This window comes from Pseudomonas sp. 210_17 TE3656, assembly GCF_054821965.1.
In genome coordinates this window covers 2242498-2268590 of sequence record NZ_JBTRBC010000001.1, presented here as the reverse complement: position 1 = coordinate 2268590, position 26093 = coordinate 2242498, and the positions used below count along the sequence as shown (strand labels likewise).

19 protein-coding genes are annotated in these 26093 nt (G+C 60.3%); 8 read left to right on the top strand and 11 right to left on the bottom strand.

Translation table 11 applies throughout. The features are described 5' to 3' along the window. Position 1 precedes the first annotated feature (1 nt). Entirely contained in the window at positions 2 to 667 is a 666-nt protein-coding gene (betI, locus tag ACVI9W_RS10670; RefSeq protein ID WP_461529970.1) for a transcriptional regulator BetI, read from the bottom strand. 420 nt (positions 668 to 1087) lie between these two features. Between betI and ACVI9W_RS10665 the strand changes: the two genes are divergently transcribed. Next, entirely contained in the window at positions 1088 to 3091 is a 2004-nt protein-coding gene (locus tag ACVI9W_RS10665; RefSeq protein ID WP_157194529.1) for a BCCT family transporter, read from the top strand. Between the two features lie 62 nt (positions 3092 to 3153). On the opposite strand, the gene ACVI9W_RS10660 is transcribed toward ACVI9W_RS10665, so the two are convergent. Continuing rightward, a complete protein-coding gene (locus tag ACVI9W_RS10660) occupies positions 3154 to 4644 on the bottom strand; it encodes a S1 family peptidase (protein ID WP_461529969.1) in 1491 nt (496 codons plus the stop codon). Positions 4645 to 4847: 203 nt separating this feature from the next. Between ACVI9W_RS10660 and ACVI9W_RS10655 the strand changes: the two genes are divergently transcribed. Then, positions 4848 to 9557: a dermonecrotic toxin domain-containing protein gene (locus tag ACVI9W_RS10655; protein ID WP_461529968.1), complete on the top strand. Its 4710-nt coding sequence runs from the start codon at positions 4848 to 4850 to the stop codon at positions 9555 to 9557. A 6-nt stretch (positions 9558 to 9563) separates the two neighbouring features. On the opposite strand, the gene ACVI9W_RS10650 is transcribed toward ACVI9W_RS10655, so the two are convergent. The 4 genes from ACVI9W_RS10650 to gpmI all read right to left on the bottom strand — a co-directional run bounded on the left by ACVI9W_RS10650 (position 9564) and on the right by gpmI (position 14707). After that, positions 9564 to 10337, bottom strand: coding sequence for a divergent polysaccharide deacetylase family protein (locus ACVI9W_RS10650; protein ID WP_461529967.1), 774 nt, complete (start codon positions 10335 to 10337; stop codon positions 9564 to 9566). An 8-nt stretch (positions 10338 to 10345) separates the two neighbouring features. Beyond that, positions 10346 to 11668, bottom strand: coding sequence for a S41 family peptidase (locus ACVI9W_RS10645; protein ID WP_461529966.1), 1323 nt, complete (start codon positions 11666 to 11668; stop codon positions 10346 to 10348). A gap of 91 nt (positions 11669 to 11759) precedes the next feature. Next, entirely contained in the window at positions 11760 to 13043 is a 1284-nt protein-coding gene (locus tag ACVI9W_RS10640; RefSeq protein ID WP_191830628.1) for a murein hydrolase activator EnvC family protein, read from the bottom strand. Between the two features lie 128 nt (positions 13044 to 13171). Next, positions 13172 to 14707 (bottom strand): 2,3-bisphosphoglycerate-independent phosphoglycerate mutase, encoded by a 1536-nt coding sequence (gene gpmI, locus ACVI9W_RS10635; RefSeq protein WP_461529965.1) that lies wholly within the window; start codon positions 14705 to 14707, stop codon positions 13172 to 13174. Positions 14708 to 14922: 215 nt separating this feature from the next. Here gpmI and ACVI9W_RS10630 point away from each other — a divergent pair, with 215 nt between their 5' ends. From ACVI9W_RS10630 to secB, 3 genes are read left to right on the top strand one after another with little or no spacing between them, the layout of a single operon-like run. Then, a complete protein-coding gene (locus tag ACVI9W_RS10630) occupies positions 14923 to 15339 on the top strand; it encodes a rhodanese-like domain-containing protein (RefSeq protein ID WP_038615496.1) in 417 nt (138 codons plus the stop codon). 1 nt (position 15340) lies between these two features. Continuing rightward, on the top strand, positions 15341 to 15595 hold the full coding sequence (gene grxC, locus ACVI9W_RS10625) for a glutaredoxin 3 (protein ID WP_038615495.1): 255 nt from the start codon (positions 15341 to 15343) through the stop codon (positions 15593 to 15595). A 41-nt stretch (positions 15596 to 15636) separates the two neighbouring features. Then, complete coding sequence (gene secB / locus ACVI9W_RS10620) at positions 15637 to 16122, top strand: protein-export chaperone SecB (RefSeq protein ID WP_461529964.1); 486 nt, start codon at positions 15637 to 15639, stop codon at positions 16120 to 16122. A gap of 51 nt (positions 16123 to 16173) precedes the next feature. On the opposite strand, the gene trmL is transcribed toward secB, so the two are convergent. After that, positions 16174 to 16629: a tRNA (uridine(34)/cytosine(34)/5-carboxymethylaminomethyluridine(34)-2'-O)-methyltransferase TrmL gene (trmL, locus tag ACVI9W_RS10615; protein WP_461529963.1), complete on the bottom strand. Its 456-nt coding sequence runs from the start codon at positions 16627 to 16629 to the stop codon at positions 16174 to 16176. Between trmL and ACVI9W_RS10610 the strand changes: the two genes are divergently transcribed. Next, the gene (locus ACVI9W_RS10610) at positions 16628 to 17065 is read left to right on the top strand and encodes a hypothetical protein (protein ID WP_157194523.1); all 438 of its coding nucleotides are present in this window, start codon (positions 16628 to 16630) and stop codon (positions 17063 to 17065) included. The genes trmL and ACVI9W_RS10610 overlap by 2 nt on opposite strands. Positions 17066 to 17343: 278 nt before the next feature. Here ACVI9W_RS10610 and ntrC read toward each other — a convergent pair whose 3' ends face one another. From ntrC to glnA, 4 genes are all read right to left on the bottom strand, one after another. Beyond that, on the bottom strand, positions 17344 to 18780 hold the full coding sequence (gene ntrC / locus ACVI9W_RS10605) for a nitrogen regulation protein NR(I) (RefSeq protein ID WP_038615489.1): 1437 nt from the start codon (positions 18778 to 18780) through the stop codon (positions 17344 to 17346). Beyond that, positions 18777 to 19862 (bottom strand): nitrogen regulation protein NR(II), encoded by a 1086-nt coding sequence (gene glnL / locus ACVI9W_RS10600; RefSeq protein ID WP_038615487.1) that lies wholly within the window; start codon positions 19860 to 19862, stop codon positions 18777 to 18779. The genes ntrC and glnL overlap by 4 nt, the downstream gene beginning before the upstream one ends. A gap of 256 nt (positions 19863 to 20118) precedes the next feature. Next, positions 20119 to 20667 (bottom strand): chorismate mutase, encoded by a 549-nt coding sequence (locus ACVI9W_RS10595; protein WP_461529962.1) that lies wholly within the window; start codon positions 20665 to 20667, stop codon positions 20119 to 20121. Positions 20668 to 20808: 141 nt separating this feature from the next. Next, positions 20809 to 22215 carry a type I glutamate--ammonia ligase gene (gene glnA, locus ACVI9W_RS10590; protein WP_038615485.1) on the bottom strand — a complete coding sequence of 469 codons (1407 nt, stop codon included), beginning with the start codon at positions 22213 to 22215 and terminating at the stop codon, positions 20809 to 20811. 331 nt (positions 22216 to 22546) lie between these two features. On the opposite strand from glnA, the gene thiI reads away from it, so the two are divergent. After that, entirely contained in the window at positions 22547 to 24001 is a 1455-nt protein-coding gene (gene thiI / locus ACVI9W_RS10585; RefSeq protein ID WP_038615483.1) for a tRNA uracil 4-sulfurtransferase ThiI, read from the top strand. 128 nt (positions 24002 to 24129) lie between these two features. Further along, entirely contained in the window at positions 24130 to 25953 is a 1824-nt protein-coding gene (gene typA, locus ACVI9W_RS10580; protein ID WP_400172303.1) for a translational GTPase TypA, read from the top strand. Positions 25954 to 26093: the final 140 nt, after the last annotated feature.

Sequence of the window (26093 nt, the reverse complement as noted above, 5' to 3'; positions counted from 1 at the left end):
GCTATCCGAGCGACGCTCCTGCCGGTTTGGCAATTGCGGCGCGTAGTGGTTCAGAGGCCTGGGTGTATGTGTCCAGGCTCGTCTGCTTCGCCAGTTGTAGATCCATGTATTCGTAAGCGATTTGTTTCGCCTGGTCGGTGTCGAAGGCGTCTCCGGACAACGCACCGCGCAGCCACAGACCGTCGATCAACGCTGCCAGCCCGCGGGCCGCGCTGCGTGCTTCAGGCAACGGCAGGGCGCGACGGAACTGGCAGCACAGGTTGGAATACAAGCGGTGATCGTTGATCCGCTGCAACCTGTGCAAAGACGGCTGGTGCATGCTGGAGGCCCAGAAGGCCAACCAGGTTTTCATTGCCGGGCCGTTGACCTGGCTGGCGTCGAAGTTGCCTTCGATGATCACCTGCAGGTGGGCACGCGGGCTGTTGTCCTTGAGCGCCTGCCGGTTGGTGACGACGTTCTCGTTCAGCACGCTCATCAAATACCGCATGGTCGCTGCGATCAGGCCGTTCTTGTCCTGAAAGTAGTGACTGATGATGCCATTCGACACACCGGCCAAACGGGCGATCAGCGCAATGCTGGCGTCACCCATGCCGACCTGGTCGATGGCCAGCAAAGTGGCTTCGATCAACTGCTGGCGGCGGATGGGTTGCATACCGACCTTGGGCATCTTGCAAATCTCCTCAGGCCTGCGAGCAGTCGACGAGCGGCTGCCTCGGCGAAGGCCAGTCTATTTTGTTTTGATTGAACGTTCAATCAACAAAGAATAAGCTCTGCGACAATCTGTGCCATTGACAGGTTTTTCCTGTCGTCAGTTGGCCCAAATTGGCACCCCAAAAAGGCGTGGAACCCCCGAAATACAAGGTGTTGACGGGTGTAAGCGGCGCGTTGAACAGATCTGCCGAGCGGTCGAGGACTGCACGGTCAACCCTCGGAGCGGGGTTTTCGTTCTGTTTTTTTTCAACGCAATCGATTCGGGATCACGGTTTTCCAAGGTGCTTTTATAACACCTGACGCAGTGGGGCTATTGCACCATTTGCTCAGGCAAAGGTCGTTTCGTTTCTCTCGCACTGCCCGGAGCCTACGTGCAATGAGTTCTGCCTCCCTTACCAAGACCCCTACTGAGAGGGTCCGGGTCAACCGCGTGGTGTTCATCACCTCCGCGTTGCTGATCCTCGTGTTGACTGCCTTGCTTATCGCGGTACCTGAAAAAGCCGGCGAAGTGCTCAACGTTGCCCAGACCTGGCTGACACGCAGCTTCGGCTGGTATTACATGCTGGTGATCGGCGGCTACCTGGTATTCGTGGTCGTCCTGGCCTTCTCCAGCTTCGGCAAGCTCAAGCTTGGCGGCAAGGACGACAAACCCGACTTCAGCTACGGCGCTTGGGCCGGCATGCTGTTCTCCTCGGGTATCGGCATCTCGCTGTTGTACTTCGGCGCTTCCGAGCCGCTGGACCACTACTTCAACCCGCCAGAAGGTGCTTCTGCCAGCGCCGAGGCTGCGCGCCAGGGCCTGCAGCTGACCTTCCTGCACTGGGGCCTGCACGGCTGGGCGATCTACGCCCTGGTCGGCCTGGCTGTGGGTTACTTCGCCTACCGTCACAACCAGCCGCTGGCGCTGCGCTCGGCGCTGTACCCGCTGATGGGCGAGCGCTGGGTCAAGGGTGGCGCCGGTCACGCGGTGGACATCTTCGGCATGTTCGTGACGCTGCTGGGTCTGGTGACCAACCTCGGTATCGGCTCGATGCAGGTGTCTTCGGGCCTGGAATACCTGTTCGGCATGGACCACAGCAAGACCAACCTGCTGATCGTGATCCTGGTCATGGCCACAGTGGCTACTGTGGCCGCAGTTTCCGGTGTAGAGAACGGCATCCGACGCCTGTCGAACCTGAACATCATCCTGTTCAGCGGTCTGCTTATCTTCGTCCTGCTGGCCGGTGACACTCTGCACCTGCTCAACGGTTTCGTGCAGAACATCGGCGACTACCTCAACGGCATCGTGCTGAAGACTTTCGATCTCTACGTCTACGAAAGCGAGGCGGGCAAGTCCGAGCGCTGGCTGGGGCTGTGGACCGTGTTCTACTGGGCCTGGTGGATTTCCTGGGGCCCGTTCGTCGGCATGTTCATCGCGCGTATCTCCAAGGGCCGCACCGTGCGTGAACTGGTCGCCGGGGTCCTGCTGATTCCGCTGGGCTTCACCTTGGCCTGGCTGTCGATCTTCGGCAACACCGCGCTGGACCTGGTGATGAACCATGGCGCCGTGGAGCTGGGCAAGACCGCGCTTGAGCAGCCGTCGATGTCGATCTACCAACTGCTGGAATTCTTCCCGGCGGCCAAGATTGTCATTGGTGTAGCGGTATTCGTCGGCTTCGTGCTGTTCCTCACCCCGGCCGATTCTGGCGCGGTGATGATGGCCAACCTGTCGTGCAAAGGCGGCCAGGTCGACGAGGACGCGCCGCACTGGATGGTGGTGTTCTGGTCGGTAGTGATCACCCTGGTGACCATCGGTCTGCTGTTTGCCGGCAACTTCGCCGCCATGCAGACCATGGTGGTACTGGCCGGCTTGCCGTTCTCGGTGGTGCTGGTGCTGTTCATGTTCGGCCTGTACAAGGCCATGAAGCAGGACAGCCAGATCGAACAGGAACAAGCCGAGCTGGCAGCCCGCGGTCGCCGTGGTTTCAGCGAGCGCCTGAGCCAGCTCGACCTGCAGCCGACCCAGGCGATGGTCCAGCGTTTCATGGACAAGCAGGTCAGCCCGGCACTGAAGGAAGCCGCCGTGCAGCTGCGCAACCTCGGCGTTGAGGTGGAGACCCGCGTCGGTCAGTCGCGTTCGACCATGGGATTGCGGGTGATGATGGAAGAGGGCAACCCTTTCGTCTACGAAGTGAGCCTGGACGGTTACCTGGCCGCACCAAGCGAGGCGCCGGTCGAAGGTGAAAGCGAAGTGCGCCAGCGCTTCTACCGTGCCGAGGTGTACCTGCACAACGGCAGCCAGGAATACGACCTGATGGGCTTCACGCCTGACCAGATCACCCGTGATGTACTCGACCAGTTCGAGAGCCATCGCCAGTTGCTGGGCCGTGTGTACAGCTGATAACAGCTGATTCACCGCAAGGGGTCCTGCTTGTGAGAGCAGGGCCCCTTTTTGTTTTGGCATCAGTCATCCGTTGAAGCGGATTGGAGCAGATCGGTACGTACCGCAGAACGTTGGTCGATCAGGTCTTCGCTCACTGTGCAGAGTTTGAGTGGTAGTTGCGCGGCCTTGAACTCATAGCTCTGGTGACGCAGCAGGCGCAGGCCCGCAGGGTCGTCGCAATCGGTGGTTGCGGGAGGGCCGCGCTTGACCCGGTAATTCGAGAGGTGGGGCGGATCGGTGCGCCAGGTGACTTTCACATTACCGTTTGGGCGCACCTCGATTCTCATGTCCGGTGCCGGTACGGGCGCTGCCGGCAGCAGCTTGACGGCAAGGCTCAAGCTATTGGCCATCAAGGCCGGTGACGGATGGTGCTCGGGGGAGTCGACACCGATCAGACAGAGGAAGTGCCAGCCAGGCTCCGGTCCGATCGGGTCATCGATGCGGTTTTCGGCAGCCGGGATGGTACCGCTGTAATTTTGCGGGTCTTCGCAGGCCAATGGATCACGCACAGCCTTATAGCGGTAGCGCGGCGTATCGAGGGCGAAGCTCAGGTCCCAGCCGGGTATGCGGTCGTTGCCTTCTGCATCCGTGGCGATCTTGGTGACCAGTCTGGGCCACCTCTGTGCTTGCAACTGAAAGCCCGGCAACAGTTGGCAGCTATCCAGTGTCAGGTCGGCAACACCTGCGGTGAAGCAGCCTTTGAGGCGATTGAGCGGTACAGCGGTATTCTTGAGTGGTTTGGCGGTGATCTGGTCTTCACCCAGCTGACAAGGACTGTTGGTGTCGCAGGGGGCTGCGTCGACGTCGCTTGAGACAACAATGCTGTTGATCACACTGACGAGCTGAGCGTTGTCGTTTATCACCGGGCTGCCCGATGAGCCCGGTCCCACGCCTGGACAGTCATTGCCCTTGATGTTGCGCCGTAGCTGAGGGTGCTGTAGCAAAATAGGCACGTCCACTTCGCTGCAGGTTGCCAGGCCCAGGCCAGGGGAGGAGAGTTCGCCGACCACCCGGACCTGGCTGCCTGGTGGTGGGCTGTCGCCAAGCGTGAGCGGTGTCAGGCCGTGAGCCATGAGTACCTCCAGGCTTGCATCCAGCTCGAGCAGCGCCAGGTCTGTACCCTGTATGCTGCTCCAGACCCTACGCTTGAGGGCTACAGTACGGCGCTGGTCCTGCGTATCGACAAAATAGTTGAAGCTGACAGTACCCTCGATTGGCAGGTCATGGCCGATCACCCCGTTGCGTTTGTCCACGCAATGGCCAGCGGTGACGACATAGGCGGGGCCGGATGAAGGCATCAACGGGTCGCGGCTGTCGATCAGTGTCGCGATGCACTGGCTGTGGTCTGGCCTGCTCAAGCGCCCGATGCCATTCCACTGGCTGCTTTCCCCCTGGGCGTTGGTCAGGGTCAATGAGGAGGTCGTGCTGTCGGCTCCCTGTGGCGACGCCAGAGCAGGGGTGACGGCGCAGGCAAGTGCGACGCCCAGGCTCAGTCGGTTGATCATGTTCATGAGGTGTCTCCCTGTAGTCCAGCCATACACTGGCGCGCTCTGGCGGGGCGGGAGGGGTATATAAATCAAGCGTTGCCAGGTGGGCGCAGGGGAGCAGTTGTCTCGGGGCAATCGAGACCTTGACGGCCAGCAATATGTAACACCGCTGCAGATGGACAGGTGAGTAGCTTGGGCACTTACCGTTAGTAAGGAGTCTTACGTTCATGAGCAGCTCAACAACCAACCCTCCCGCTCCGGATTTCAAGCACGCCGTGGCGTTGCAGTTCGCCAGTCGTCCTACCCTGCGCCAAGTTGCCGGGCAAAAGCTCCTGCAGCTTTTACTCGAGCACTATCCCAGGCTCGCCAATGTCCAACCGCAACTAATCGATGCTGCGCCGTTTCGCCTATTGGTTCCCCAGCCCGGGCCAGGAAACTCCCAGTCGTCAGAGTCGTTGGTGGAGGTCCTGCTGCAGGCCGTACTGGACGGAAATGCGCTGGATCTGGAGGAGGCCTATGGCCGGCAGCACGGGCTGACCTTCCCTGAACCCTACCGCTTCGAGGGTAGTGATGGTCATGAGTACATTGCGTTGAAAGGCGTCACTGAGGCCATCAACGATCTGGTGCTCGAATTGCCATACCATTTCCAGCAAGCCCAAGTTGAATACTGGCAAGCAGGGTCAGGCTCGGGTGTCAGTCGCGATCGTTGGCTGCAGCAGACACTGAAGTCGGCATTGCTGCGCAATCTGCCCTGGCAAAAGCTCGATGCTCAGCAGGAAGCCTGCATCCGTGGGCTGCTTGAGGGGGGGTCGCACGGTCCGAGTGTATTCACTGTAGAGGTAGAGCTCGAAGTAGACGGTGAGCGTTTCTTGCAAACACTGCCGAACCTGCTGGTGAGTGGTGAATGGGATGAGCGCACGGTGGTGTTGTGGTGCTCACCTTCAAGTGTGGTGAGGACATTTGCCTCGCTCGATGATTTTGCCTTGGCACTGCGAGACGAGCTGGCTGAGCAGTACCGCTTCGATGCAATGAGCTGGAACCGCTATGAGCTGGAAGGTGACGTTTACGCTCAGCAGGCTGCATTGCTGCTGGAAGTCATGCTCGATTCAGTGCAGCGCTTGCGCTACTCGCGGATGGCAGACGTTGCACAGATGGAGCAGGTCTTTGCAGCCCTGAGCGACCCGTCGCAATGGTTTATCGCAGGTTACACCGTCCAAAGTGCTGCGAGCATCACGCTGCCGCCAGGCATATTGCGGGCTTCGCCAGGAGACAGCTTCGCCTACCAGTGCGCATTGTTCGACCTTGCCTTGGCCCAGGCCAAATCGCAGGGCACTGCGGCGCTCGACGATGTCTTGGACCTGCACAGCTATGCCAGTCAGCGCTTGCGAACGCAGTTGCTCGCCGATCATCCGGTTGATGCCAACTACTTTCCTGATGACTTGAACCTGACGTTAACAGTTGCCAGGGGTATACCGGGTGGCGCGGGGGCGGGGGTCGGAGGCGGTGTGGTGGAAACCAGGACCATGACCCTGACGGAATTTGCCATCGCTAATCTCAGCTCCCTGCAGGGGGCGACCTTGACCGCCATCGAGCACCGAGAAGGGCAGTTGATCATGGACTGGCTGACGCTCGACTATGTCAAATCCCTGGTCGAGCTGGTCGACATTGGTGGCCACTATCCAAACTACGTAGCACAAAAACTCGACGACCCAGCGACCCGTGAACAGCGGGTGACCTGTTTTGCCCGGGAGTGGCGCTGCTCACTGCTGTTCAGCGCGCTCAAGGCAAAGCTGGGAGGGACCTTGAGTGAGGCGGGCCTGCAGTGTGTCGCTGACTACTGTCGCGGCGATGTCGACCGGAATCTGCCCGCCACCACCCTGATGCCCCTGGCGTTCAAGCGTGAACCGGGCGCCAGCGAGTCCGATCTGGTCAGCGGTATGTATGTGCTGTTCTCGGCGCAGCCTGCGTTGGTGCTGTTGTACCGGCCTTTATATGCCTCTTCGTCTATCAAGGAATTCGCCAGCCTTGAGGCGATGATGGTCGCGATTCGTCAGGAAGGAGCACTGCAGGACAGCATCCTCGACTGGTTGATGCCGCAAGTGCGAAGTGTCTATGACCACGGCGGGTTCAGCGAGCCGCATCTGGGGCGACCGATCCTCGATACTTCGTTGCTGCCGGAATCAGTACAGCCGGCAAGTCTTGCCACGCAATTCTGGCGGATCGACGTCGATGCAAAGCTCTACAAGGCAAACCGCGATCTATTGGTCGAACTGGCCGACCGTCAGTCAGTATCAAATGCCGAGAGCCGTTGGGCAATCCTTGCCGAAGGTGCCTGGTTGCTGTTCGACGTGGTCACCTTGTTGCTGCGTGGACCCGCAGCTACCGTGGCCTGGCTGGTGCAGGGCATCCACGGATTGAAAAGCGATCTGTCGGCACTTACCCAGGGCAGTGCGTTCGAGCGCTCGGCCGCGGTGGTCGATCTGCTCCTGAATCTGGGCATGGTCCTGTTCCATAGCCGTTTGCCTCAGGGGGAAGTGTCTGTGATCGGTCGCTTGCCCGATGTTGACGGACTTGAAGGGCCTCTGGCCCAAAAACGGGAGTTCGGGGAAATAGAGCTGGTGCCGGTGCTGGAGAAACAAGGCTTGCCCGGTTCGCTCGGAGAACGCCTGGGCATGCAGCTGGACTTTACCTGGCGTGGAAGGCATGGGGTCAATGTTCTCCCGGGCGAGCAGCGCAAGACGCTACTCACTATGCGCTCAGACGTTTCTCTGAACGGCCTGCAGCCGCTCGAATCCGGGGCTGCCCACGGTTTGTACAGCATTGGCGGGCATTACTATGCAGCGTTGGCTGCTGATGTTTATCGGGTCGATGTGTCAGAGCAAGGTGTGCGAGTGGTCAGCGCTAAGGGAACCTTGGGGCCCTGGTTGTTTTTAGAGCATGGACAATGGCGTGTCGACTCCGGGTTGCGTCTGCTGGCTGGCGGGCCGAGACGGCGAGTTGACCTGGTCAGGGAGGAGAACCAGAAGGCGTTTGATGGATTTAACACTCAGCAGGAGGCCGTCCTCGTCGAGCGAAACCGCGTCGCTGAAGGTTTCAACCTGAGTAATGCAGCATTGGGCGATCGAGAGAGCTATATCGAAAAGCTGCAGGCCCAGAGGGCTAAAGTGCCTGCAAATATGGACGGTCTCACCTTGACTCTAGCGTTCGACAGGAGGATCGCGTTAGCCAAAGCCGATGCCCTGGCAGCCAAGTATCAGGTGTTTGAGGATCTGAAAGAACTGATCAAAGTGGACCTGAAGTTAGACAAAGTCCTGTCGAACATGGTCCAGCCAAAGTTTGCCCGACAAGAGTTGATGCCATCTGTAAAGCGCCAGCGAGGCGCGATCCGCCAGGAGCTGATCGATCACTGCGTGGTTATCTACAACGATTTAGCGGCCACAATCAACCATCTCAATGTGCAAACGCTCATCAATGAAATGGTAGTGCAACCTATCAGCGACACTGAGCTTGAGCACTATGACTTCGTGCGATCTTTAGTTGATAAAGCTGTGACGCTGCGTTTTGACCTTGTCTGGGCATCGGAACGTCTGGACTGGCTGCTGACTGACACGTTGAAGGATGATGAAATCGTTTTCCTGGACGAGAGCGAGGCACGTCAGAGCAAGCAGGTCCAGTTAGAGGGAATGATCGAGCAGCGTCGGCTTACCTACAACGATCTACTCATGGGCTTGCTCGAAGACCTGGCGGAATTATGTCTTGATCGCAGGGCGGGGGGCGATGAAGAGATACTCATCCAGTATCACCAGAAGCTGTGGAATGAAGAATTGAAAAGCGCAGGAAGCGCCCATGGTGGATTGGCGGCGCTTGACTTGCCAGCGGCGGACAGAATCAGTGTATTGACGGGGACATTGAAGAGCTATCGCACCTTCCAGTGGAACGCGGCGTATTTTGGCGAAACCGGTGGTGTTGCGATCAAAGCTGACGCACTCCAGCATTATCGGGGCGTCCTCGACACCCTGATTGGTTCGGCGGAGGATGAACTGGCCCAGGCGGTCCGTGAGTCAGAGCTTTCCGAACCTACTCCACCCAAGCCTCGTTTGTACCAGCGCCGTAACGGCAAGCATCGTGTAGTTCAGACACACAGTGGGCGCAGCGTTATTGGTGAAGAAGTGGAGGTCAATGGCGTTAACGTCGTGCAGCAACGGGACTCCTCTGGCGCCAAGGTGTTGAAGACGTTCAACAGGCAAGATGATCATTGGGTGGAGCAAGTCGAAGAGCCGGCGAGCGAAGTCCAGCCATTACCCAGCTCCAGGGATGTTGGAGCCGCCAGGTCGAATGCGCGCGCAGCGCTTGGACAGCTTGAGTCGATCATCAGACTGGCCAGGCAATATATCGGGAAAGATGAGCCGATTGGCATGCAATCGGTGATTGAAGGGCATGTCGAGAAACTCAATGAAGCCTCAAAAGCCCTGGAAAGCACAGGCGTCGCTAGCGATCTTGACACGCAGCTGAAGGATGCTATCGCGCGTCTGGAGGACACGCAGCAGGATCTGTTGACCAGTTACTACCTGACGACTAGCCATCCGACGGCTGCCAGTCTTCGATTCCTGTTCAATGAGAAACAGATTTCCATTAGGCGTACCGTCAGGCGAAAAGTGCTTTCGCCTAACGATTTTCTGGATATCTATGAAATCCAGCGTTTGCCATCACGGAGCAATGAAAGAGGCGCAGGCCTTTGGGAGGCACATTTCCATTATCGGGATGCCATGACTCCGGCGCATCAGTTTGCCAAAGGGCACTTGAAGATCTGGTCGCAGCGCACGCTGGGCTGGAAAACGCAGATGGAGGCTGCGCGTGGCAGCTCGCACGAGTTGCTGGCGGTCTACCGAGGTAATCTGACGTTAAGTGACGTCATTGGGGTAATACCTTTCGAGTGAGCCGCTTCAGCGATTGCGATACACGCCATGGCTGCCATGGGCAGGCATGGCCTGGTTGCTGCGCTCGGCAATCATCTGCTGAAGGTTGATCAATTCAATGCCCTGGCTCCTGAGTCGGGGTATTTCACGTTCCAGTACTTCAAGGGTTTGCGGATAAGGGTGACCGATCAGTACGGCGGATCCCTGTTTACGCGCCAGCTCGACGCCAAGCTGCAATTGCCCGGCAATCGCCTCGGCTGTACGTACATCATCGAGGAACACATCACGCGAAACATGCGCCAGGTCGAGCGCTTGGGCTTTGGCGGCGGCGACGGTGGCGGCACTGGTGCGGCTGTCGACGAAGAACAGGTGACGGCGCTGCAGTTCGCCCATCAGCCAGGCCATCGGCTCGGCTTGCGAGGTCATGCGGCTGCCCATGTGATTGTTGATCCCGGCGGCGTAGGGCACCTTGGCCAAGGCCGCATCCAGACGTTGCGCCAGTTCCGCTATCGGCGTGCCGGGGTGCCAGGCATAGGGGCCGGTGGCCGGGTCCATGGGCATGTGCAGGATCACCGTTTTGCCCGCCTTGTGGGCCTGGCGGGCAAATTCAGTGGCGTGAGGGGTGTCGGGCATGATCGCCATGGTCACCGGGCCGGGTAGCGCTAGGGTGCGGCTATCGCGGGCGCTGCTCTGGCCAAGATCGTCGATGATCAGGCTCATATAGGCCTTGCCCTGTTGGGCAGGCGCCGCGAACACGGCCCCGCTCAACAGGTACAGCAGAAGACACAACAGGTAACGCATGCAGGGGATCACTTGCTGTGAGTAATGCTCAAGCCCTTGAGCAGGCTGAGGGCCTGGCTCAGCTGGAAGTCATTGTCCTGCGGACGATCCTTGCGTTTGGCACTGCTCGACGGTCGGTCGGCGCCGCCGTTGCCGTTGCCCAGGTGGCCCTGCAGGTCGGCTTCCTTGAAGTTGTCGTTGTCCACCTCGGCGGTCAGTTTGGCCTGACGCACTTCGATGTCCGGGACAATGCCCTGGGCCTGGATCGAGCGGCCGTTCGGGGTGTAGTACAAGGCGGTGGTGAGCTTGAGGGCGCGATCGTTGTTCAGCGGCAGTACGGTTTGTACCGAACCTTTGCCGAAACTGTCGGTGCCCATCAGCACGCCACGTTTATGGTCCTGCAGGGCGCCGGCGACAATTTCCGAGGCCGAAGCACTGCCACCGTTGATCAGTACCACCAATGGCACGCCTTCGCTGGCGTCGGCCGGGTCGGCCGAGAAGCGCAGCTCGGAGTTGGCAATACGGCCCTTGGTGTAGACGATCAGGCCTTTGGTGAGGAAGTGGTCAGCCACTTCCACCGCCGACTGCAGCACGCCGCCGGGGTTGTTGCGCAGGTCGAGGACCAGGCCGCGCAACTTCTTGCCGTTGTCCTTGCGCAGTTTGGCCAGGGCCTTGCCGACTTCTTCGCCGGTCTTGACCTGGAACTGGGTGATGCGGATATAGCCGTAGCCGTCTTCAAGCAGCTGGCTCTTGACGCTCTTGACCTGAATCACCGCACGGGCAAGGGTCACGTCGAAAGGCGTGCCGCCGTCGCGCACCAGGGTCAGGGTGATTTTCTCGCCGATCTTGCCGCGCATCTTGTCGACTGCTTCGGTCATGGTCTGGCCGCGGGTCGGCTGGCCGTTGATCTTGACGATCAGGTCACCGGCCTCGATGCCGGCGCGCGAGGCCGGGGTGTCATCGATCGGCGATACCACTTTGACGAAGCCATCTTCCATGCCGACTTCGATGCCCAGGCCACCGAACTCGCCGCTGGTGCTTTCCTGCAGCTCCTGGAAGTCTTCCGGGCCGAGGTAGGCGGAATGCGGGTCGAGGTTGCTGAGCATGCCCTTGATGGCGTTCTCCAGCAGGGTCTTGTCGTCCACCGGCTCCACATAGGCCGCCTTGATCCGGTCCATGACTTCGGCGAAGGTGCGCAGCTCGTCCAGCGGCAGTGGCGCCTTGGCAGGGGCCGATACCGTCGTGGCCGGCACCGGGGTCGGCTTGACGGGCTCGGCCGCACGGGCCAGGGGCGCGCCGAGGACCAGGGCGATGGTCAGGGCCAGCGAGGTGAGGCGAGGCGAATGCAGCATGTCGAACGAACTCCTGATCCTGGTAGCGCTCCGGCTGGAGCCTCGGCGTAGCCCGATATCGCGCTACGCCGTCAAATACGGGTGGTGGTACCTATCCCTGGGCACGGCACCATTGTGCGGGGTCGCTTGGGCGACCTTGCTGGCGGATGGCGAAGTACAGCCCCGAGCTGTCCTGGCCGCCGCTGTTGCCGACGGTGGAAATCGCCTCGCCGGCCTTGACGACGTCTCCGGCGCTCTTGAGCAGGCTCTGGTTATGGCCGTAGAGGCTCAGGTAACCATTACCATGGTCGAGAATGACCAGAAGTCCAGCGCCGCGCAACCAGTCGGCGAACACCACCCGGCCACCGTGCACGGCACGCACCTGGCTGCCTGGGGAGGCGCTGATCATCACGCCGTCCCATTTGGTCCGCGAATCACCGCCGCGGGTTTCGCCAAAGCGTGCCAGCAATCGACCATTGACCGGCCATGGAAGTTTGCCCCGGGCTGAAGAAAAAGCGCCGCCGAAGGTTTCGCCGCTGCTGGAAACCAGCGGGCCGGGGATGCTCTTGGGCTTGCTCGGCGCATCATCCTTGGCTGCCAGGGCTTCGCGCTGGCGCTGCTTTTCCGCCTCCTGAGCCGCCAGCAGGGCCTTTTGCCGCGCTTCTTCGGCTTCTCGGGCCTGACGGGCGAGGGTTTCCTCGATGGTCTTGAGGACCTTGCTCAGGTCGGCCTGGTCTTGCTCGCGAGCTTGCAGCTTCTGGTCACGGGCCTTGACGTCGTTGTTCAGCTTGGCCAGCACCTGCTGGCGTTCGGTGCGGACTTTTTCCAGCTCCTGGCGCTGGGCATCGAGGTTGCCTTGCTGGGCCAGCAACTGGGCCTGCTGCAGGCTGATGTCCTGCTCGACGTTGGCCAACTGGCGCAAGGTTTCATTGAAGCTGCGCAACTGTTCCAGGCGCGCCTGGCTCAGGTAATCGTAATAGGTCAGGGTGCGCGCGAATTTCTCCGGGTTTTGCTGGTTGAGCAGCAGCTTGAGGTATTCCTCGCGACCGTTCTGGTAGGCCGAGCGGGCCTGAATGGCAATCAGGCGTTGTTGTTCAACGCGGGCGCTCTGGAGTTTTTTTTTCTCGTGATCAAGGCGCTCCAGTTCGCCCTGAGTCTTTTTTAGTTCCTGTTGCAGGGCCTCCACCTGCTTCTCCAGCTTGCCGATGTCGGTTTCTGTGCTGCGCAGGTCTTTCTGCACACCGGATTTTTCCTGCTGCAACTGGCCGAGCATTTTCTTCAGCTCGGCAATGTCCTGACGCGTGGCGTCGAGTTGCTGCTGGGTTTGCGCGCGCTCGTCGGCAAACGCCGGGCTGAGCAGGCAAGACAGGGCTAGAACAATCAGGGCGCGAAACATGGAGTGGGCGACACCAGGGATAGAGACTGGCCTAGTATGCCCGCCGCGGCTTGCAAAAAAAACGCCTCAAGGCAACTGCATTGAGGCGTTTGTCCGGAAAACCGACCGTTGCGGCCGGTTTAGCGGCTTCAGGCGTCGATCAGAATCGACGTACCGGTCATTTCTGCAGGCTTTTCCAGGCCCAGCAGCTTGAGCATGGTCGGCGCGACATCGGCCAGCACACCGCCCTCGCGGACCTGCACAGCGCGCTTGCCAACATAGATGAACGGCACCGGCTCAGTGGTATGCGCGGTGTGCGCTTGACCTGTGCAGGCGTCTTCCATCTGCTCGACGTTGCCGTGGTCGGCGGTGATCAGGGCTTCGCCGCCGACCTTGTCCAGCGCCTCGACGATACGGCCGACACACAGGTCCAGGGCTTCGACAGCCTTGACTGCGGCTTCGAACACGCCGCTGTGGCCGACCATGTCGCCGTTGGCGTAGTTGACCACGATCACGTCGTAGCGCTGCTGCTCGATGGCTTCGACGATGCGGTCGGTGACTTCCGGGGCGCTCATCTCCGGCTGCAGGTCATAGGTGGCGACCTTCGGCGACGGGATCAGGATGCGCTCTTCGCCTTCGAACGGCTCTTCACGGCCGCCGGAGAAGAAGAAGGTGACGTGGGCGTACTTCTCGGTTTCGGCGATGCGCAGCTGGGTCTTGCCGTTTTTCGCCAGGTATTCGCCGAGCACGTTGTCCAGGCTGCCCGGTGCGAACGCGGCAGGCGCCGGGATCTTGGCCGAGTACTGGGTCAGGCCGATATAGGCGGCCAGTTTCGGCAGGCGCGCGCGTGGGAACTCGTTGAAGTCGGCTTCGACGAACACCCGCGACAGTTCGCGGGCGCGGTCGGCGCGGAAGTTCATGAAAATCACCGCATCGCCGTCTTCGACCGTGACCGCTTCGCCAACGCGCGTGGCTTTGACGAACTCATCGCTTTCGCCACGGGCATAGGCCGCTTCCAGGCCGGCCAAGGCGCTGTCGGCGGTGTATTCGGCGGCGCTGTCGACGATCAGGTTGTAGGCAGCCGATACGCGGTCCCAGCGGTTGTCGCGGTCCATGGCGAAGTAGCGGCCGATCAGGCTGGCGATGCGGCCCTTGCCGAGCTTGGCGAAGGTGGCGTCGAGCAGCTCGATGGACGATTGCGCGCTTTTCGGCGGGGTGTCGCGACCGTCGAGGAAGGCGTGCAGGTAGATTTTCTCGGCACCACGCTGAGCAGCCAGTTCGGCCATGGCGATCAGGTGATCCTGGTGACTGTGCACGCCGCCATCGGACAGCAGGCCGAGGATGTGCACGGCCTTGCCGGCAGCCACGGCCTTGTCGACTGCGCCGCAGAGTACGGCGTTGTCGAAGAACTCGCCGTCCTTGATGGCTTTGGTGACCCGGGTAAAGTCCTGGTACACCACGCGACCGGCACCGAGGTTCATGTGACCGACCTCGGAGTTGCCCATCTGTCCGTCAGGCAAACCGACGTCCATGCCGGAACCGGAGATCAAGCCGTGCGGCTGGGTGGCGCGCAGGCGATCGTAAACCGGCGTGCTGGCCGAGTAGATGGCGTTGTATTCGTGGCTTTCGCTGTGACCGAAACCATCCAGGATGATCAGGACCAAAGGTTTTGGCGTGCTCGTCATCAATCCCACTCACGGTTGTTCAGATGATAAAAACACGCATTTTAGGGCAAATTGGTCATGAATGACGAATTAACCTTGTTCGCCACCGGCCGCTGGCCGACGGACTGCAGGGGTTAGATGAGAATTACTGCCGACAAGCCGGTCGGGCGGGCTTTGGCCGACCTTGGGGGCTGTGTATACTGGCCAACATTTTTAATGGCCTGGAACACCCTCCGATGGTTGCTCACCTGATTGAATTCGCAACAAATCACTATCTGCTGGTTGGTATCTTCGTCGTTCTGCTGGTGCTGCTGATCATCACCGAAGCGCGCAAAGGCGGACGCAGCCTGAGCACTGGCGAGCTGACCGCGCTGGTCAACAGCGATAAAGGCCTGGTGATCGACATTCGTTCGACCAAGGATTACGCCGCTGGCCATATCGTCGGTGCCCTGAACATTCCGCAGGACAAGTTCGCCGCGCGTATCGGCGAGCTGGAAAAGCACAAGGCCAACAAGACCCTGATCGTCGTCGACGCCATGGGCCAGCACGCTGGCACCACCGCTCGCGAACTGCTCAAAGCCGGTTTCACCGCTGCCAAGCTGTCTGGCGGTGTGTCGAGCTGGAAAGCCGACAACCTGCCATTGGTGAAGTGAAATGAGCGACGTCATCGTCTATTCCAGCGATTACTGCCCTTATTGCTCGCAGGCCAAACGCCTGCTACAGAGCAAAGGTGTGGCCTTCGAAGAGATCAAGGTCGATGGCAAGCCGCAGGTGCGCGCCGAAATGAGCCAGAAGGCCGGCCGTACTTCGGTGCCGCAGATCTGGATCGGCAGCACCCACGTCGGCGGTTGCGACGACCTGTATGCCCTTGAGCGCGCCGGTAAACTCGACGGCTTGCTCAAGGCCTGAACCAGAACCCCTATTTAAGACCCTGGAAAGAAGGATCTGTCATGACTGATCAACAGAACAACGACGCAGCAGCCGACGAAAGCACCCCGCAATTCTCCCTGCAGCGCATCTATGTGCGTGACCTGTCGTTCGAAGCGCCGAAAAGCCCGGCGATCTTCCGTCAGCAGTGGGAGCCGAGTGTTGCCCTGGACCTGAACACCAAGCAGAAAGGTCTGGAAGGCGATTTCCACGAAGTCGTACTGACCCTGTCGGTAACCGTCAAGAACGCTGACGAAGTGGCCTTCATCGCTGAAGTCCAGCAGGCCGGTATCTTCCTGATCAAGAATCTCGATGCGGCTTCGATGAGCCACACTCTGGGTGCGTTCTGCCCGAACATCCTGTTCCCGTACGCGCGCGAAGCACTGGACAGCCTGGTGACCCGTGGTTCGTTCCCGGCGCTGATGCTGTCGCCGGTCAACTTCGACGCCCTGTACGCCCAGGAAATGCAGCGCATGCAGGAAGCTGGCGAAGCCCCTTCGCTGCAATAAGCCTGTTGCGATGTAGCGAAAAAGCGCCCTGATGGGCGCTTTTTTCATGGTTCAGGCAAAACCTTGCTGGCGCCAGGCCTCATACACCGTCACTGCCACGGTATTGGACAGGTTCAGGCTTCGGCATCCCGGCCGCATCGGCAGGCGCAGGCGCTGCTCGGCGGGCAGGCTGTCCAGCACCTCGGCAGGCAAGCCACGGCTTTCCGGACCGAACAGGAAGGCGTCGCCAGACTGGAATGCCGTCTCGTGGTAGGGGTGCGAGGCCTTGGTGGTGAAGGCGAACAGGCGCGGCTGGTCGAGGCTTTCCAGGCAGCTGGGCAGGTCGGCGTGGCGCTTGAGGGTGGCATACTCGTGGTAGTCCAGCCCGGCGCGGCGCAGGCGCTTGTCGTCCAGCTCGAAGCCGATCGGCTCGATCAGGTGCAAGTGACAGCCGCTGTTGGCGCACAGCCTTATAATATTGCCAGTATTCGGCGGAATTTCTGGTTGAAAGAGGATGACGTGAAACATGCACGGCTCCGAGCATAAAGATGGCGAGCATTCTACTCCTGAACCGGACCCGCGTTCGCAGCAATGGCCGCGTGTGCTGTTTTCCCTGGCGATTTTCGGCATGTTGGTGGGCTTGATGATCGGTCGGTTGACCGCGCCCGAGCCGCGGGTGCTGGAGCAGGTTCAGGTGGTCGAGGGTGGCCTGGACCTGTGGTTCAACGAAGAACCCAAGCTGCACGGTGAAGAAGTCGATGGCACCCTGGCCTTGCTGTTCGAGGCCGAAGGCAAGGTTGCCCGGGGTCAGTTGCGCCAGCAGGGCAAACCGGTCAGTTGGCGGGTGCAGAAAAGTGACGGCGGGTTGCTGGTGACCCTGGTCGCGGCCCGTCCTCTGCACGGCAACTGGGCCGGTGCAGAGGATGATGGGCGCTGGCGTGTGCAGGTGAGACTGCACGAATAAAAGAGGGGAATCCCCGGCCTGCCTGTACCAAGGCCCCCAAAACTGGAAGTACAGATACTAATGCAGGGTGTGTGCCAGTTTTATTGCAGCCCGCAAATAGGCGTGTTTGAGGGCTTGGAGCGGGTTTCAGCGGGAATTTGTGCCTTGCTGCGGTGCGTAGGGCACAGGTTCGGTGCATGTAGGAGCGGATTCATCCGCGATGGGGTGCGTCAGCGCCCCCTGCTGTGTTGATGGGACGGCGTTGCCGTCCATCGCGGATGAATCCGCTCCTACAGAGTTTAGGCCTCGTCGTCGCCATCCTCTTCGCCACCAGCGACCTTCATCCCCAACTCCTTGATCTTGCGCGTCAGGGTATTGCGTCCCCAGCCGAGCAATACCGCGGCATCGCGACGGCGGCCAGCTGTGTGCTTGAGGGCGATTTCGATCATGATCCGTTCGAAGCTCGGCACGGCGCTGTCGAGCAGGCTGGTTTGACCGCGGGCCAGGGCCTGGTCGGCCCATTGACGGAGTGCCTGCTCCCAGTTGGTCACCGGCGTGCTGTCCTGCGGCAGGTTGAGCAATTCTGGCGGCAGGTCGCCGATATGCACTTCGCGGCCCGAAGCCATTACCGTGATCCAGCGGCAGGTGTTCTCCAGCTGGCGCACGTTGCCCGGCCACGGCAGGTTGCGCATGAACTCTTCGGTCTCGGGTTTGAGCAGCTTGGGCTCAACCGCCAGCTCCTGAGCGGCGCGGCCGAGGAAGTGCCGGGCCAGGGTCGGGATGTCCTCGCGACGGTCGGCCAGGCGCGGGATATGGATGCGGATCACGTTGAGGCGATGGAACAAGTCTTCACGGAACTTGCCGGCCTGCACCAGGGTTTCCAGATTCTGGTGGGTCGCGGCGATGATGCGTACGTCGACCTTCACCGGTACATGACCACCGACCCGGTAGAACTCGCCATCGGCCAGTACCCGCAGCAGACGGGTCTGGGTATCGGCCGGCATGTCGCCGATTTCGTCGAGGAACAGGGTGCCGCCATCGGCCTGTTCGAAACGCCCGCGACGCAGATTGGCGGCACCGGTAAACGCGCCTTTTTCATGACCGAACAGCTCGGACTCCATCAGGTCCTTGGGAATTGCCGCCATGTTCAGGGCGATGAACGGTGAGGCCGCCCGTGGGCTGTGGCGGTGCAGAGCGTGGGCCACCAGTTCTTTACCGGTACCCGACTCGCCGTTGATCAGCACGGTGATGTTGGAGTGGCTCAGGCGACCGATGGCGCGGAACACCTCCTGCATCGCCGGCGCCTCGCCGATGATTTCCGGGGTGCGGGTCAGGCTTGGGGCGATATCCAGGCCCTGTTGTTCCTGGGCGTGCTGGTTGGCGCGCTTGACCAGCGACACCGCCTCATCGACGTCGAACGGTTTGGGCAGGTATTCGAATGCGCCGCCCTGATAGGACGCCACCGCGCTGTCCAGGTCCGAGTGGGCGGTCATGATGATCACCGGCAGGCGCGGGTGCTGTTCGCGAATCTGCGCCAGCAGGTCCAGACCGCTGGCCCCGGGCATGCGGATATCGGAGATGATCACGTCAGGCTGCTGCCGGGCCAGGCGGCTCATGACGCCGTCGGCACTGTCGAAACTCTGGGTGGTCATGCCTTCCTGTTGCAGGGCTTTTTCCAGGACCCAGCGGATGGAGCGATCATCATCGACGATCCAGACGGTTTCACTTCGGCTCATGAGGCGGTGGCTCCTTGTTCCAGCGGCAGAAAGATCGAGAAGGTGGTGTGGCCTGGATGGCTGTCACATTCGATCAGGCCCTGGTGCTGGCTGATGATGTTCTGGGTAATGGCCAGGCCCAGCCCGGTACCGTCCGGACGGCCGCTGACCATGGGGTAGAAGATGGTTTCCTGTAGCTCGCCAGGGATACCCGGGCCGTTGTCGATGATCTCGACCTTGGCCACCAGGCGATGGCGGGTGTGGCCGATGGTGAACTGACGCATGGCCCGGGTGCGCAGGCTGATACGGCCCAGGCGCAGTTCGTTCTGGCCGCTGATGGCCTGCATGGCGTTGCGCACGATATTGAGCACGGCCTGGATCATCTGCTCGCGGTCGATCAGTACGTCCGGCAGGCTCGGGTCGTAATCACGCACCAGGGTGATGCCGCCCTGGCTTTCGGCCTCGACCAGGCTGCAGACCCGTTCGAGTACTTCGTGGATGTTGGTCATTGCCAGCGACGGCAGCTTGTTCGAGCCGAGCATCCGATCGACCAGGTTGCGCAGGCGGTCCGCCTCTTCAATGATCACGTTGGTGTAATCCTTGAGACTTTCCTCGGGCAGTTCCCGCGAGAGCAGCTGTGCGGCGCCGCGAATCCCGCCCAGCGGGTTCTTGATCTCGTGGGCCAGGCCGCGCACCAGCAGCTTGGTGGTTTCCTGCTTGGACAGCTGGGCCTCTTCCTTGGTGATGCGCAGCAGCCGGTCGCGGGGGTGGACCTCAAGCAGCAACAAGGTCCGGCCACTGCTGAGGATCGGCGTTACCGCATAGTCGACGGTCTGGGTCTGCCCGGTCAGCGAGGTCAGCTGTGCTTCGCGCTTGGTGAACGGGTGCGCGTGTTCCACCGCCTGGCGCAGGGAATTGAGCGCTTCAGGGGATTCGGTGAACAACTCGCTGATGAATTGCCCATGGCTGCGCTGGCCGCTGATGGCCAGGAGCATTTCCGCTGCCGGGTTCATGTACTCAAGGCGCAATTCGGCATTGAGCAGAATGGTGGCAGTGGTCAGGTTGTCCAGTAGCAGTCGGTGCAGGGCATCGCTGATGGTCATGGGGCGTCGGTGACCTCTTTTGGCTCATGACGACCCCGGCTGGGCCAGGGTCGCGGGCGCTGGTTGTCTGCTGGTGAGAAGAAAATGCAAAAAACAAACCAAGGCTCCGAAAAGAAGCGGATTTGCCGGATAAAGACCTGTATTTGCGCTAAATATGGCTACAAAGCCCTGATCTGGCGGTTTTCTTGAACCAAAATGGGCTGATTTGCTTAGGTGCAGGCTATTGCGTGCACCAATATAGAGCATAGAGGAGGATTTACTGCGCGGCGCATAAATGGGCGGTGGCGCGGATCAGGGCCAGCGTCCGTTGTGGGTTTATCTCGCGCTGCTCAATGGCCTTGGCCAGTGCAGGCTGGCAAGGCGCCGGGCGGCCGCGGTCGAAGGTCGCCAGCTGGCTGAGCAGGGTGCGTTGCAGACGGTCCAGCTGTGGGCGTAACTGCTTGGCCAGATCGATGCGTGGCGTTTGTGGTGCGCTGCCCGCCGCATGCCAGCGTGACAGCGCGCTGTACTGGAGCAGTTTATTGGCTTCGATCTGATCGGTAAAAAACACGGCTGCGCGCTGACTGTCGACGCCCAGGCGTGCGGCTTGAGTCTGGGCATCGGCGATCACCTGCAGTTCGCGCTCGCTGGCCTGTACCGGCTGGCCCGAGTCCCATTTGTTCAGGGCAACGGCTTCGGCGATATCCAGGCGTTGTTCGACGCTGTCGAGCAATGGCTGCAGCGCGCTGACCGGTGGCGGTGTCGATGTGCAGCCTTGGGCGAGGAGCAGGGGCGTGAACAGCAGGGTAGACAGGGCTGTGCGCATGATGAGGAGTCCTGAACAGAAAAAGACCAGTGTGCCGCGTTGTGAGCTTTAAACCTGTCGGCTGTGACCTATGCATGCGTCAGAAAAAGAAAAGGCCTCCCGAAGGAGGCCTCTCTTTGATGGCGTTACACCGTCACGGAATCAGCAGCTGTAGTACAGCTCGTATTCCAGTGGGTGTACGAAGGTGCGAACCTTGATCTCTTCTTCGCTCTTCAGCTCGATGAAGGCATCGATGAAGTCGTCGGAGAACACGCCGCCCTTGGTCAGGAACGCACGGCCCTTGTCCAGCTCTTCCAGGGCTTCCTTCAGGCTGCCGCAAACCTGCGGGATGTCCTTGGCCTCTTCAGGCGGCAGGTCGTACAGGTTCTTGTCGGCGGCATCGCCTGGGTGGATCTTGTTCTGGATACCGTCCAGGCCGGCCATCAGCAGTGCGGCGAAGGCCAGGTACGGGTTGGCCGACGGATCCGGGAAGCGCGCTTCGATACGGCGGGCTTTCGGGCTGGAAACGTAAGGGATACGGATCGAGGCGGAACGGTTGCGAGCCGAGTAGGCCAGCATGACCGGAGCTTCGAAGCCTGGAACCAGACGCTTGTAGGAGTTGGTCGACGGGTTGGTGAAGCCGTTCAGGGCCTTACCGTGTTTGATGATACCGCCGATGAAGTACAGGGCAGTGTCGGACAGGCCGGCATAGCCTTCGCCAGCGAAGGTGTTCTTGCCTTCTTTCCAGATCGACATGTGCACGTGCATGCCCGAGCCGTTGTCGCCGTACAGCGGCTTCGGCATGAAGGTGGCGGTGCGGCCGTAAGCATCGGCAACGTTGTGCACGACGTATTTCAGGGCCATCACTTCGTCAGCTTTCTTCACCAGGGTGTTGAACTTGACGCCGATTTCGTTCTGGCCGGCAGTCGCCACTTCGTGGTGGTGAACTTCGACGGTCTGACCCATTTCTTCCAGTGCGTTGCACATGGCAGTACGGATTTCGTGGTCGTGGTCGAACGGCGGAACCGGGAAGTAGCCGCCTTTCACGCCTGGACGGTGGCCTTTGTTGCCGCCTTCAACGTCCTGGTCGGACATCCACGAGCCTTGCTCGGAGAAGATCTTGAACATCGAGCCGGAAATGTCCGACTTGAACTTCACTTCGTCGAAGATGAAGAACTCAGGCTCTGGACCGGCGAACACGGTGTCACCGATGCCGGTGCTCTTGAGGTACTCTTCGGCACGCTTGGCGATCGCGCGCGGGTCACGGTCGTAACCCTGCATGCTCGAAGGATCGACGATGTCGCAGGTCAGGATCAGGGTCGGCTCTTCGGTGAACGGGTCCAGTACGGCGGTCTCGTCGACCGGCATCAGGATCATGTCCGAGGCTTCGATGCCTTTCCAGCCAGCGATGGAGGAACCGTCGAACATCTTGCCGACTTCGAAGAAGTCTTCCTCCAGCGCATCACGGGCCGGCATGGTCACGTGGTGCTGTACGCCCTTGGTGTCAGTGAAGCGCAGATCAATCCATTTAACGTCATGATCTTTGATGAGTTGAACCGACTTCGACATAGTGTCCTCCGGGTGGGGTAGAGCTAGCCTGTGCAGCCCTGGAATTTGGGTGATGCCGGGCGCGAATAGTCGGCCAAGGCAACCTGCATCACAAGGGAGCAAATTGCATGCCAGTGCCCCGGTTTGGAATTTTTGCCCGATTGCCAAGCATTTCAGGGGTGCCGGGCTGAAATTCGGGCAGTTTTCTGCACTCTTAAGAGGCGTAAGTGAAGCGGCATGCCTCATTTTGGTGCGCGGAAAACCTTCTGTAGATTAATTGGTTAAACCTTGAGCAATTTCCGCTATAATCCGCGCCCCACTTTTTTAGTCGGCAGCTCGCGCACAGTTTTTCATGAAACTAATCGTAAAAGTCTTCCCAGAGATCACCATCAAGAGCCGCCCGGTTCGCAAGCGCTTCATCCGTCAACTGGGCCGCAACATCCGTACCGTGCTCAAGGACCTCGATCCTGCGCTCGCGGTCAACGGTGTCTGGGACAACCTCGAGGTGGTCACCCACATCGAGGACGAGAAAGTCCTGCGCGAGATGACCGAGCGTCTGACCTGCATGCCGGGCATTGCCCACTTCCTGCAGGTCGATGAGTATCCGCTGGGTGACTTCGACGATATCGTCGCCAAGTGCAAGGCGCACTTCGGTCACCTGCTGGCCGGCAAGCGCTTCGCCGTACGCTGCAAGCGTGGCGGCCACCACGACTTCACTTCGATGGACGTCGACCGTTATGTCGGCAGCCAGCTGCGTCAGCAGTGTGGCGCCGCCGGTATCGACCTGCGCAACCCCGAGGTCGAGGTGCGCATCGAGGTGCGTGACAAGCGCCTGTACGTGATCCACAACCAGCACAAGGGCATCGGCGGCTACCCGCTGGGCGCGCTGGAGCAGACCCTGGTGCTGATGTCCGGTGGTTTCGACTCCACCGTGGCGGCCTACCAGATGATGCGCCGCGGCCTGATGACCCACTTCTGCTTCTTCAACCTTGGCGGCCGCGCCCACGAGCTGGGGGTGATGGAAGTCGCCCACTTCCTGTGGAAGAAATACGGCAGCAGCCAGCGCGTGCTGTTCGTCAGCGTGCCGTTCGAAGAAGTGGTCGGCGAGATTCTCGGCAAGGTCGACAACAGCTACATGGGCGTGACCCTCAAGCGCATGATGCTGCGCGCGGCGACCAATATTGCCGACCGTCTCGAGATCGATGCGCTGGTCACCGGCGAAGCGATCTCCCAGGTGTCGAGCCAGACCCTGCCGAACCTGGCAGTGATCGACTCGGCCACCGAGAAGCTGGTGTTGCGTCCGCTGCTGGCCAGCCACAAGCAGGACATCATCGACCAGGCCAACCAGATCGGCACTGCCGAGTTCGCCAAGCACATGCCTGAATACTGCGGCGTGATTTCGGTGAACCCGACCACCTGTGCCAAGCGTCACCGCGTCGACCATGAAGAGAAGCAGTTCGACATGGCCGTGCTCGAGCGCGCTCTGGAGCGCGCTCGTCTGATCTCCATCGACCACGTGATCGATGAACTCAGCCAGGATATTCAGATCGAAGAAGTCAGCCAGGCGCTGGCCGGGCAGGTGGTGATCGACATTCGTCACCCCGACGCCCAGGAAGACCAGCCCCTGGAACTGGACGGCATCGAGGTCAAGGCCTTGCCGTTCTACGCCCTGAACAGTCGCTTCAAGGAGCTGGACGCTACGCGCCAGTACCTGCTGTATTGCGACAAGGGTGTGATGAGTCGCCTGCATGCCCATCATTTGCTCAGTGAGGGACATGCCAATGTGCGCGTTTATCGTCCGACATAAAACGCCGGGGCTATATGGCGGGAGCATCCGCCATCGCCCCCCCGACCTGCGGGCCCGTTGAGCGCCATTCATTCATATTCGCCGCCTAGACTGGGCGGCAACCCGAATCCTCTGATCGAGATACACACGTGATCGAAAATCTGCGTAACATCGCCATCATCGCCCACGTTGACCATGGTAAAACCACCCTGGTCGACAAACTCCTGCGTCAGTCCGGCACTCTGGAGCGTAACGAGCTCAACGACGAGCGCGTCATGGACTCCAACGACCAGGAAAAAGAGCGCGGTATTACCATTCTGGCGAAAAACACCGCCATCAACTGGAACGGCTACCACATCAACATCGTCGACACCCCCGGCCACGCCGACTTCGGTGGCGAGGTTGAGCGTGTAATGTCGATGGTTGACTCGGTGCTGCTGCTGGTCGACGCTCAAGACGGCCCTATGCCGCAAACCCGTTTCGTGACCAAGAAGGCTTTCGAAGCCGGCCTGCGTCCAATCGTCGTGATCAACAAGGTTGACCGTCCGGGCGCACGTCCTGACTGGGTTCTGGACCAGATCTTCGACCTGTTCGACAACCTCGGTGCCACCGAAGAACAGCTGGACTTCAAAGTCGTCTACGCCTCGGCCCTGAACGGCATTGCCGGTCTGGACCACACCGAAATGGCCGAAGACATGACCCCGCTGTACCAGTCGATCGTCGACAACGTTCCAGCGCCAGCTGTTGACCGTGACGGTCCGTTCCAGATGCAGATCTCGGCACTGGACTACAACAGCTTCCTGGGTGTTATCGGTGTTGGCCGTATCGCCCGTGGCCGCGTCAAGCCGAACACCCCGGTTGTCGCTATCGACGTCGACGGCAAGAAGCGTAACGGCCGCATCCTCAAGCTGATGGGTCACCACGGTCTGCACCGCGTTGACGTCGAAGAAGCCCTGGCTGGCGACATCGTCTGCATCAGCGGTTTCGACGAGCTGTTCATCTCCGACACCCTGTGCTCCCCGGACGCAGTTGAAGCGATGAAGCCGCTGACCGTTGACGAGCCAACCGTTTCGATGACCTTCCAGGTCAACGACTCGCCGTTCTGCGGTAAAGAAGGCAAGTTCGTGACTTCCCGTAACATCAAGGAACGTCTGGACAAAGAGCTGCTGTACAACGTTGCACTGCGCGTTGAAGAAGGCGACTCGGCTGACAAGTTCAAGGTTTCCGGCCGTGGTGAGCTGCACCTGTCGGTTCTGATCGAAACCATGCGTCGCGAAGGCTTCGAAATGGGCGTTGGTCGTCCGGAAGTAATCATCCGTGAAGTCGACGGCGTCAAGAACGAGCCGTTCGAAAACGTGACCATCGACATCCCTGAAGATTCGCAGGGCAAGGTCATGGAAGAAATGGGTCTGCGTAAAGGCGACCTGACCAACATGGTTCCGGATGGCAAGGGCCGTGTACGTCTGGAATACAACATTCCAGCCCGTGGTCTGATCGGTTTCCGTAACCAGTTCCTGACCCTGACCAACGGTGCAGGCATCCTGACCTCGATCTTCGATCGCTACGCGCCGATGAAATCCGGTCACATGTCCGGCCGTCAGAACGGTGTACTGGTATCGGTAGAAACCGGTAAGGCACTGACCTACTCGCTGGAAACCCTGCAGGCTCGCGGCAAGCTGTTCGTTGAGCACGGTCAGGAGATCTACAACGGTCAGATCGTTGGTCTGAACAGCCGTGACAACGACCTGGGCGTCAACCCTACCAAGGGCAAGAAGCTCGACAACATGCGTGCTTCGGGTAAAGACGAAACCATCGCTCTGGTTCCACCTGTTCGCTTCACCCTGGAACAGGCTCTGGAATTCATCCAGGACGACGAGCTGTGCGAAGTGACTCCTAAGTCGATCCGTCTGCGTAAGAAGATCCTCGACGAAGGCGAGCGTACCCGCGCTGCCAAGAAAGCCAAGGCTAACTAAGCCCGGCTGAAATAAAAAACGCCCCCGGTCGCAAGGCCGGGGGCGTTTTTGTTTGTGCGCTCGGGGCGTGCTGCGCACGCCAATCGCCGGCAAGGCCGGCTCCCACAAGGGCATGTGTGGGAGCCGGCCTTGCCGGCGAT

Bases quoted from the DNA above. Each gene is read 5' to 3' on its own strand.
- ACVI9W_RS10665 (WP_157194529.1), top strand. From the start codon at position 1,088: ATGAGTTCTGCCTCCCTTACCAAGACCCCTACTGAGAGGGTCCGGGTC.
- secB (WP_461529964.1), top strand. From the start codon at position 15,637: ATGACTGATCAACAGAACAACGACGCAGCAGCCGACGAAAGCACCCCG.
- glnL (WP_038615487.1), bottom strand. From the start codon at position 19,862: ATGACCATCAGCGATGCCCTGCACCGACTGCTACTGGACAACCTGACC.
- ACVI9W_RS10630 (WP_038615496.1), top strand. From the start codon at position 14,923: ATGGTTGCTCACCTGATTGAATTCGCAACAAATCACTATCTGCTGGTT.
- ACVI9W_RS10610 (WP_157194523.1), top strand. From the start codon at position 16,628: ATGCACGGCTCCGAGCATAAAGATGGCGAGCATTCTACTCCTGAACCG.
- ACVI9W_RS10660 (WP_461529969.1), bottom strand. From the start codon at position 4,644: ATGAACATGATCAACCGACTGAGCCTGGGCGTCGCACTTGCCTGCGCC.
- ACVI9W_RS10655 (WP_461529968.1), top strand. From the start codon at position 4,848: ATGAGCAGCTCAACAACCAACCCTCCCGCTCCGGATTTCAAGCACGCC.
- ACVI9W_RS10640 (WP_191830628.1), bottom strand. From the start codon at position 13,043: ATGTTTCGCGCCCTGATTGTTCTAGCCCTGTCTTGCCTGCTCAGCCCG.
- gpmI (WP_461529965.1), bottom strand. From the start codon at position 14,707: ATGACGAGCACGCCAAAACCTTTGGTCCTGATCATCCTGGATGGTTTC.
- ntrC (WP_038615489.1), bottom strand. From the start codon at position 18,780: ATGAGCCGAAGTGAAACCGTCTGGATCGTCGATGATGATCGCTCCATC.
- ACVI9W_RS10645 (WP_461529966.1), bottom strand. From the start codon at position 11,668: ATGCTGCATTCGCCTCGCCTCACCTCGCTGGCCCTGACCATCGCCCTG.
- ACVI9W_RS10650 (WP_461529967.1), bottom strand. From the start codon at position 10,337: ATGCGTTACCTGTTGTGTCTTCTGCTGTACCTGTTGAGCGGGGCCGTG.
- trmL (WP_461529963.1), bottom strand. From the start codon at position 16,629: ATGTTTCACGTCATCCTCTTTCAACCAGAAATTCCGCCGAATACTGGC.
- betI (WP_461529970.1), bottom strand. From the start codon at position 667: ATGCCCAAGGTCGGTATGCAACCCATCCGCCGCCAGCAGTTGATCGAA.
- grxC (WP_038615495.1), top strand. From the start codon at position 15,341: ATGAGCGACGTCATCGTCTATTCCAGCGATTACTGCCCTTATTGCTCG.
- thiI (WP_038615483.1), top strand. From the start codon at position 22,547: ATGAAACTAATCGTAAAAGTCTTCCCAGAGATCACCATCAAGAGCCGC.
- glnA (WP_038615485.1), bottom strand. From the start codon at position 22,215: ATGTCGAAGTCGGTTCAACTCATCAAAGATCATGACGTTAAATGGATT.
- ACVI9W_RS10595 (WP_461529962.1), bottom strand. From the start codon at position 20,667: ATGCGCACAGCCCTGTCTACCCTGCTGTTCACGCCCCTGCTCCTCGCC.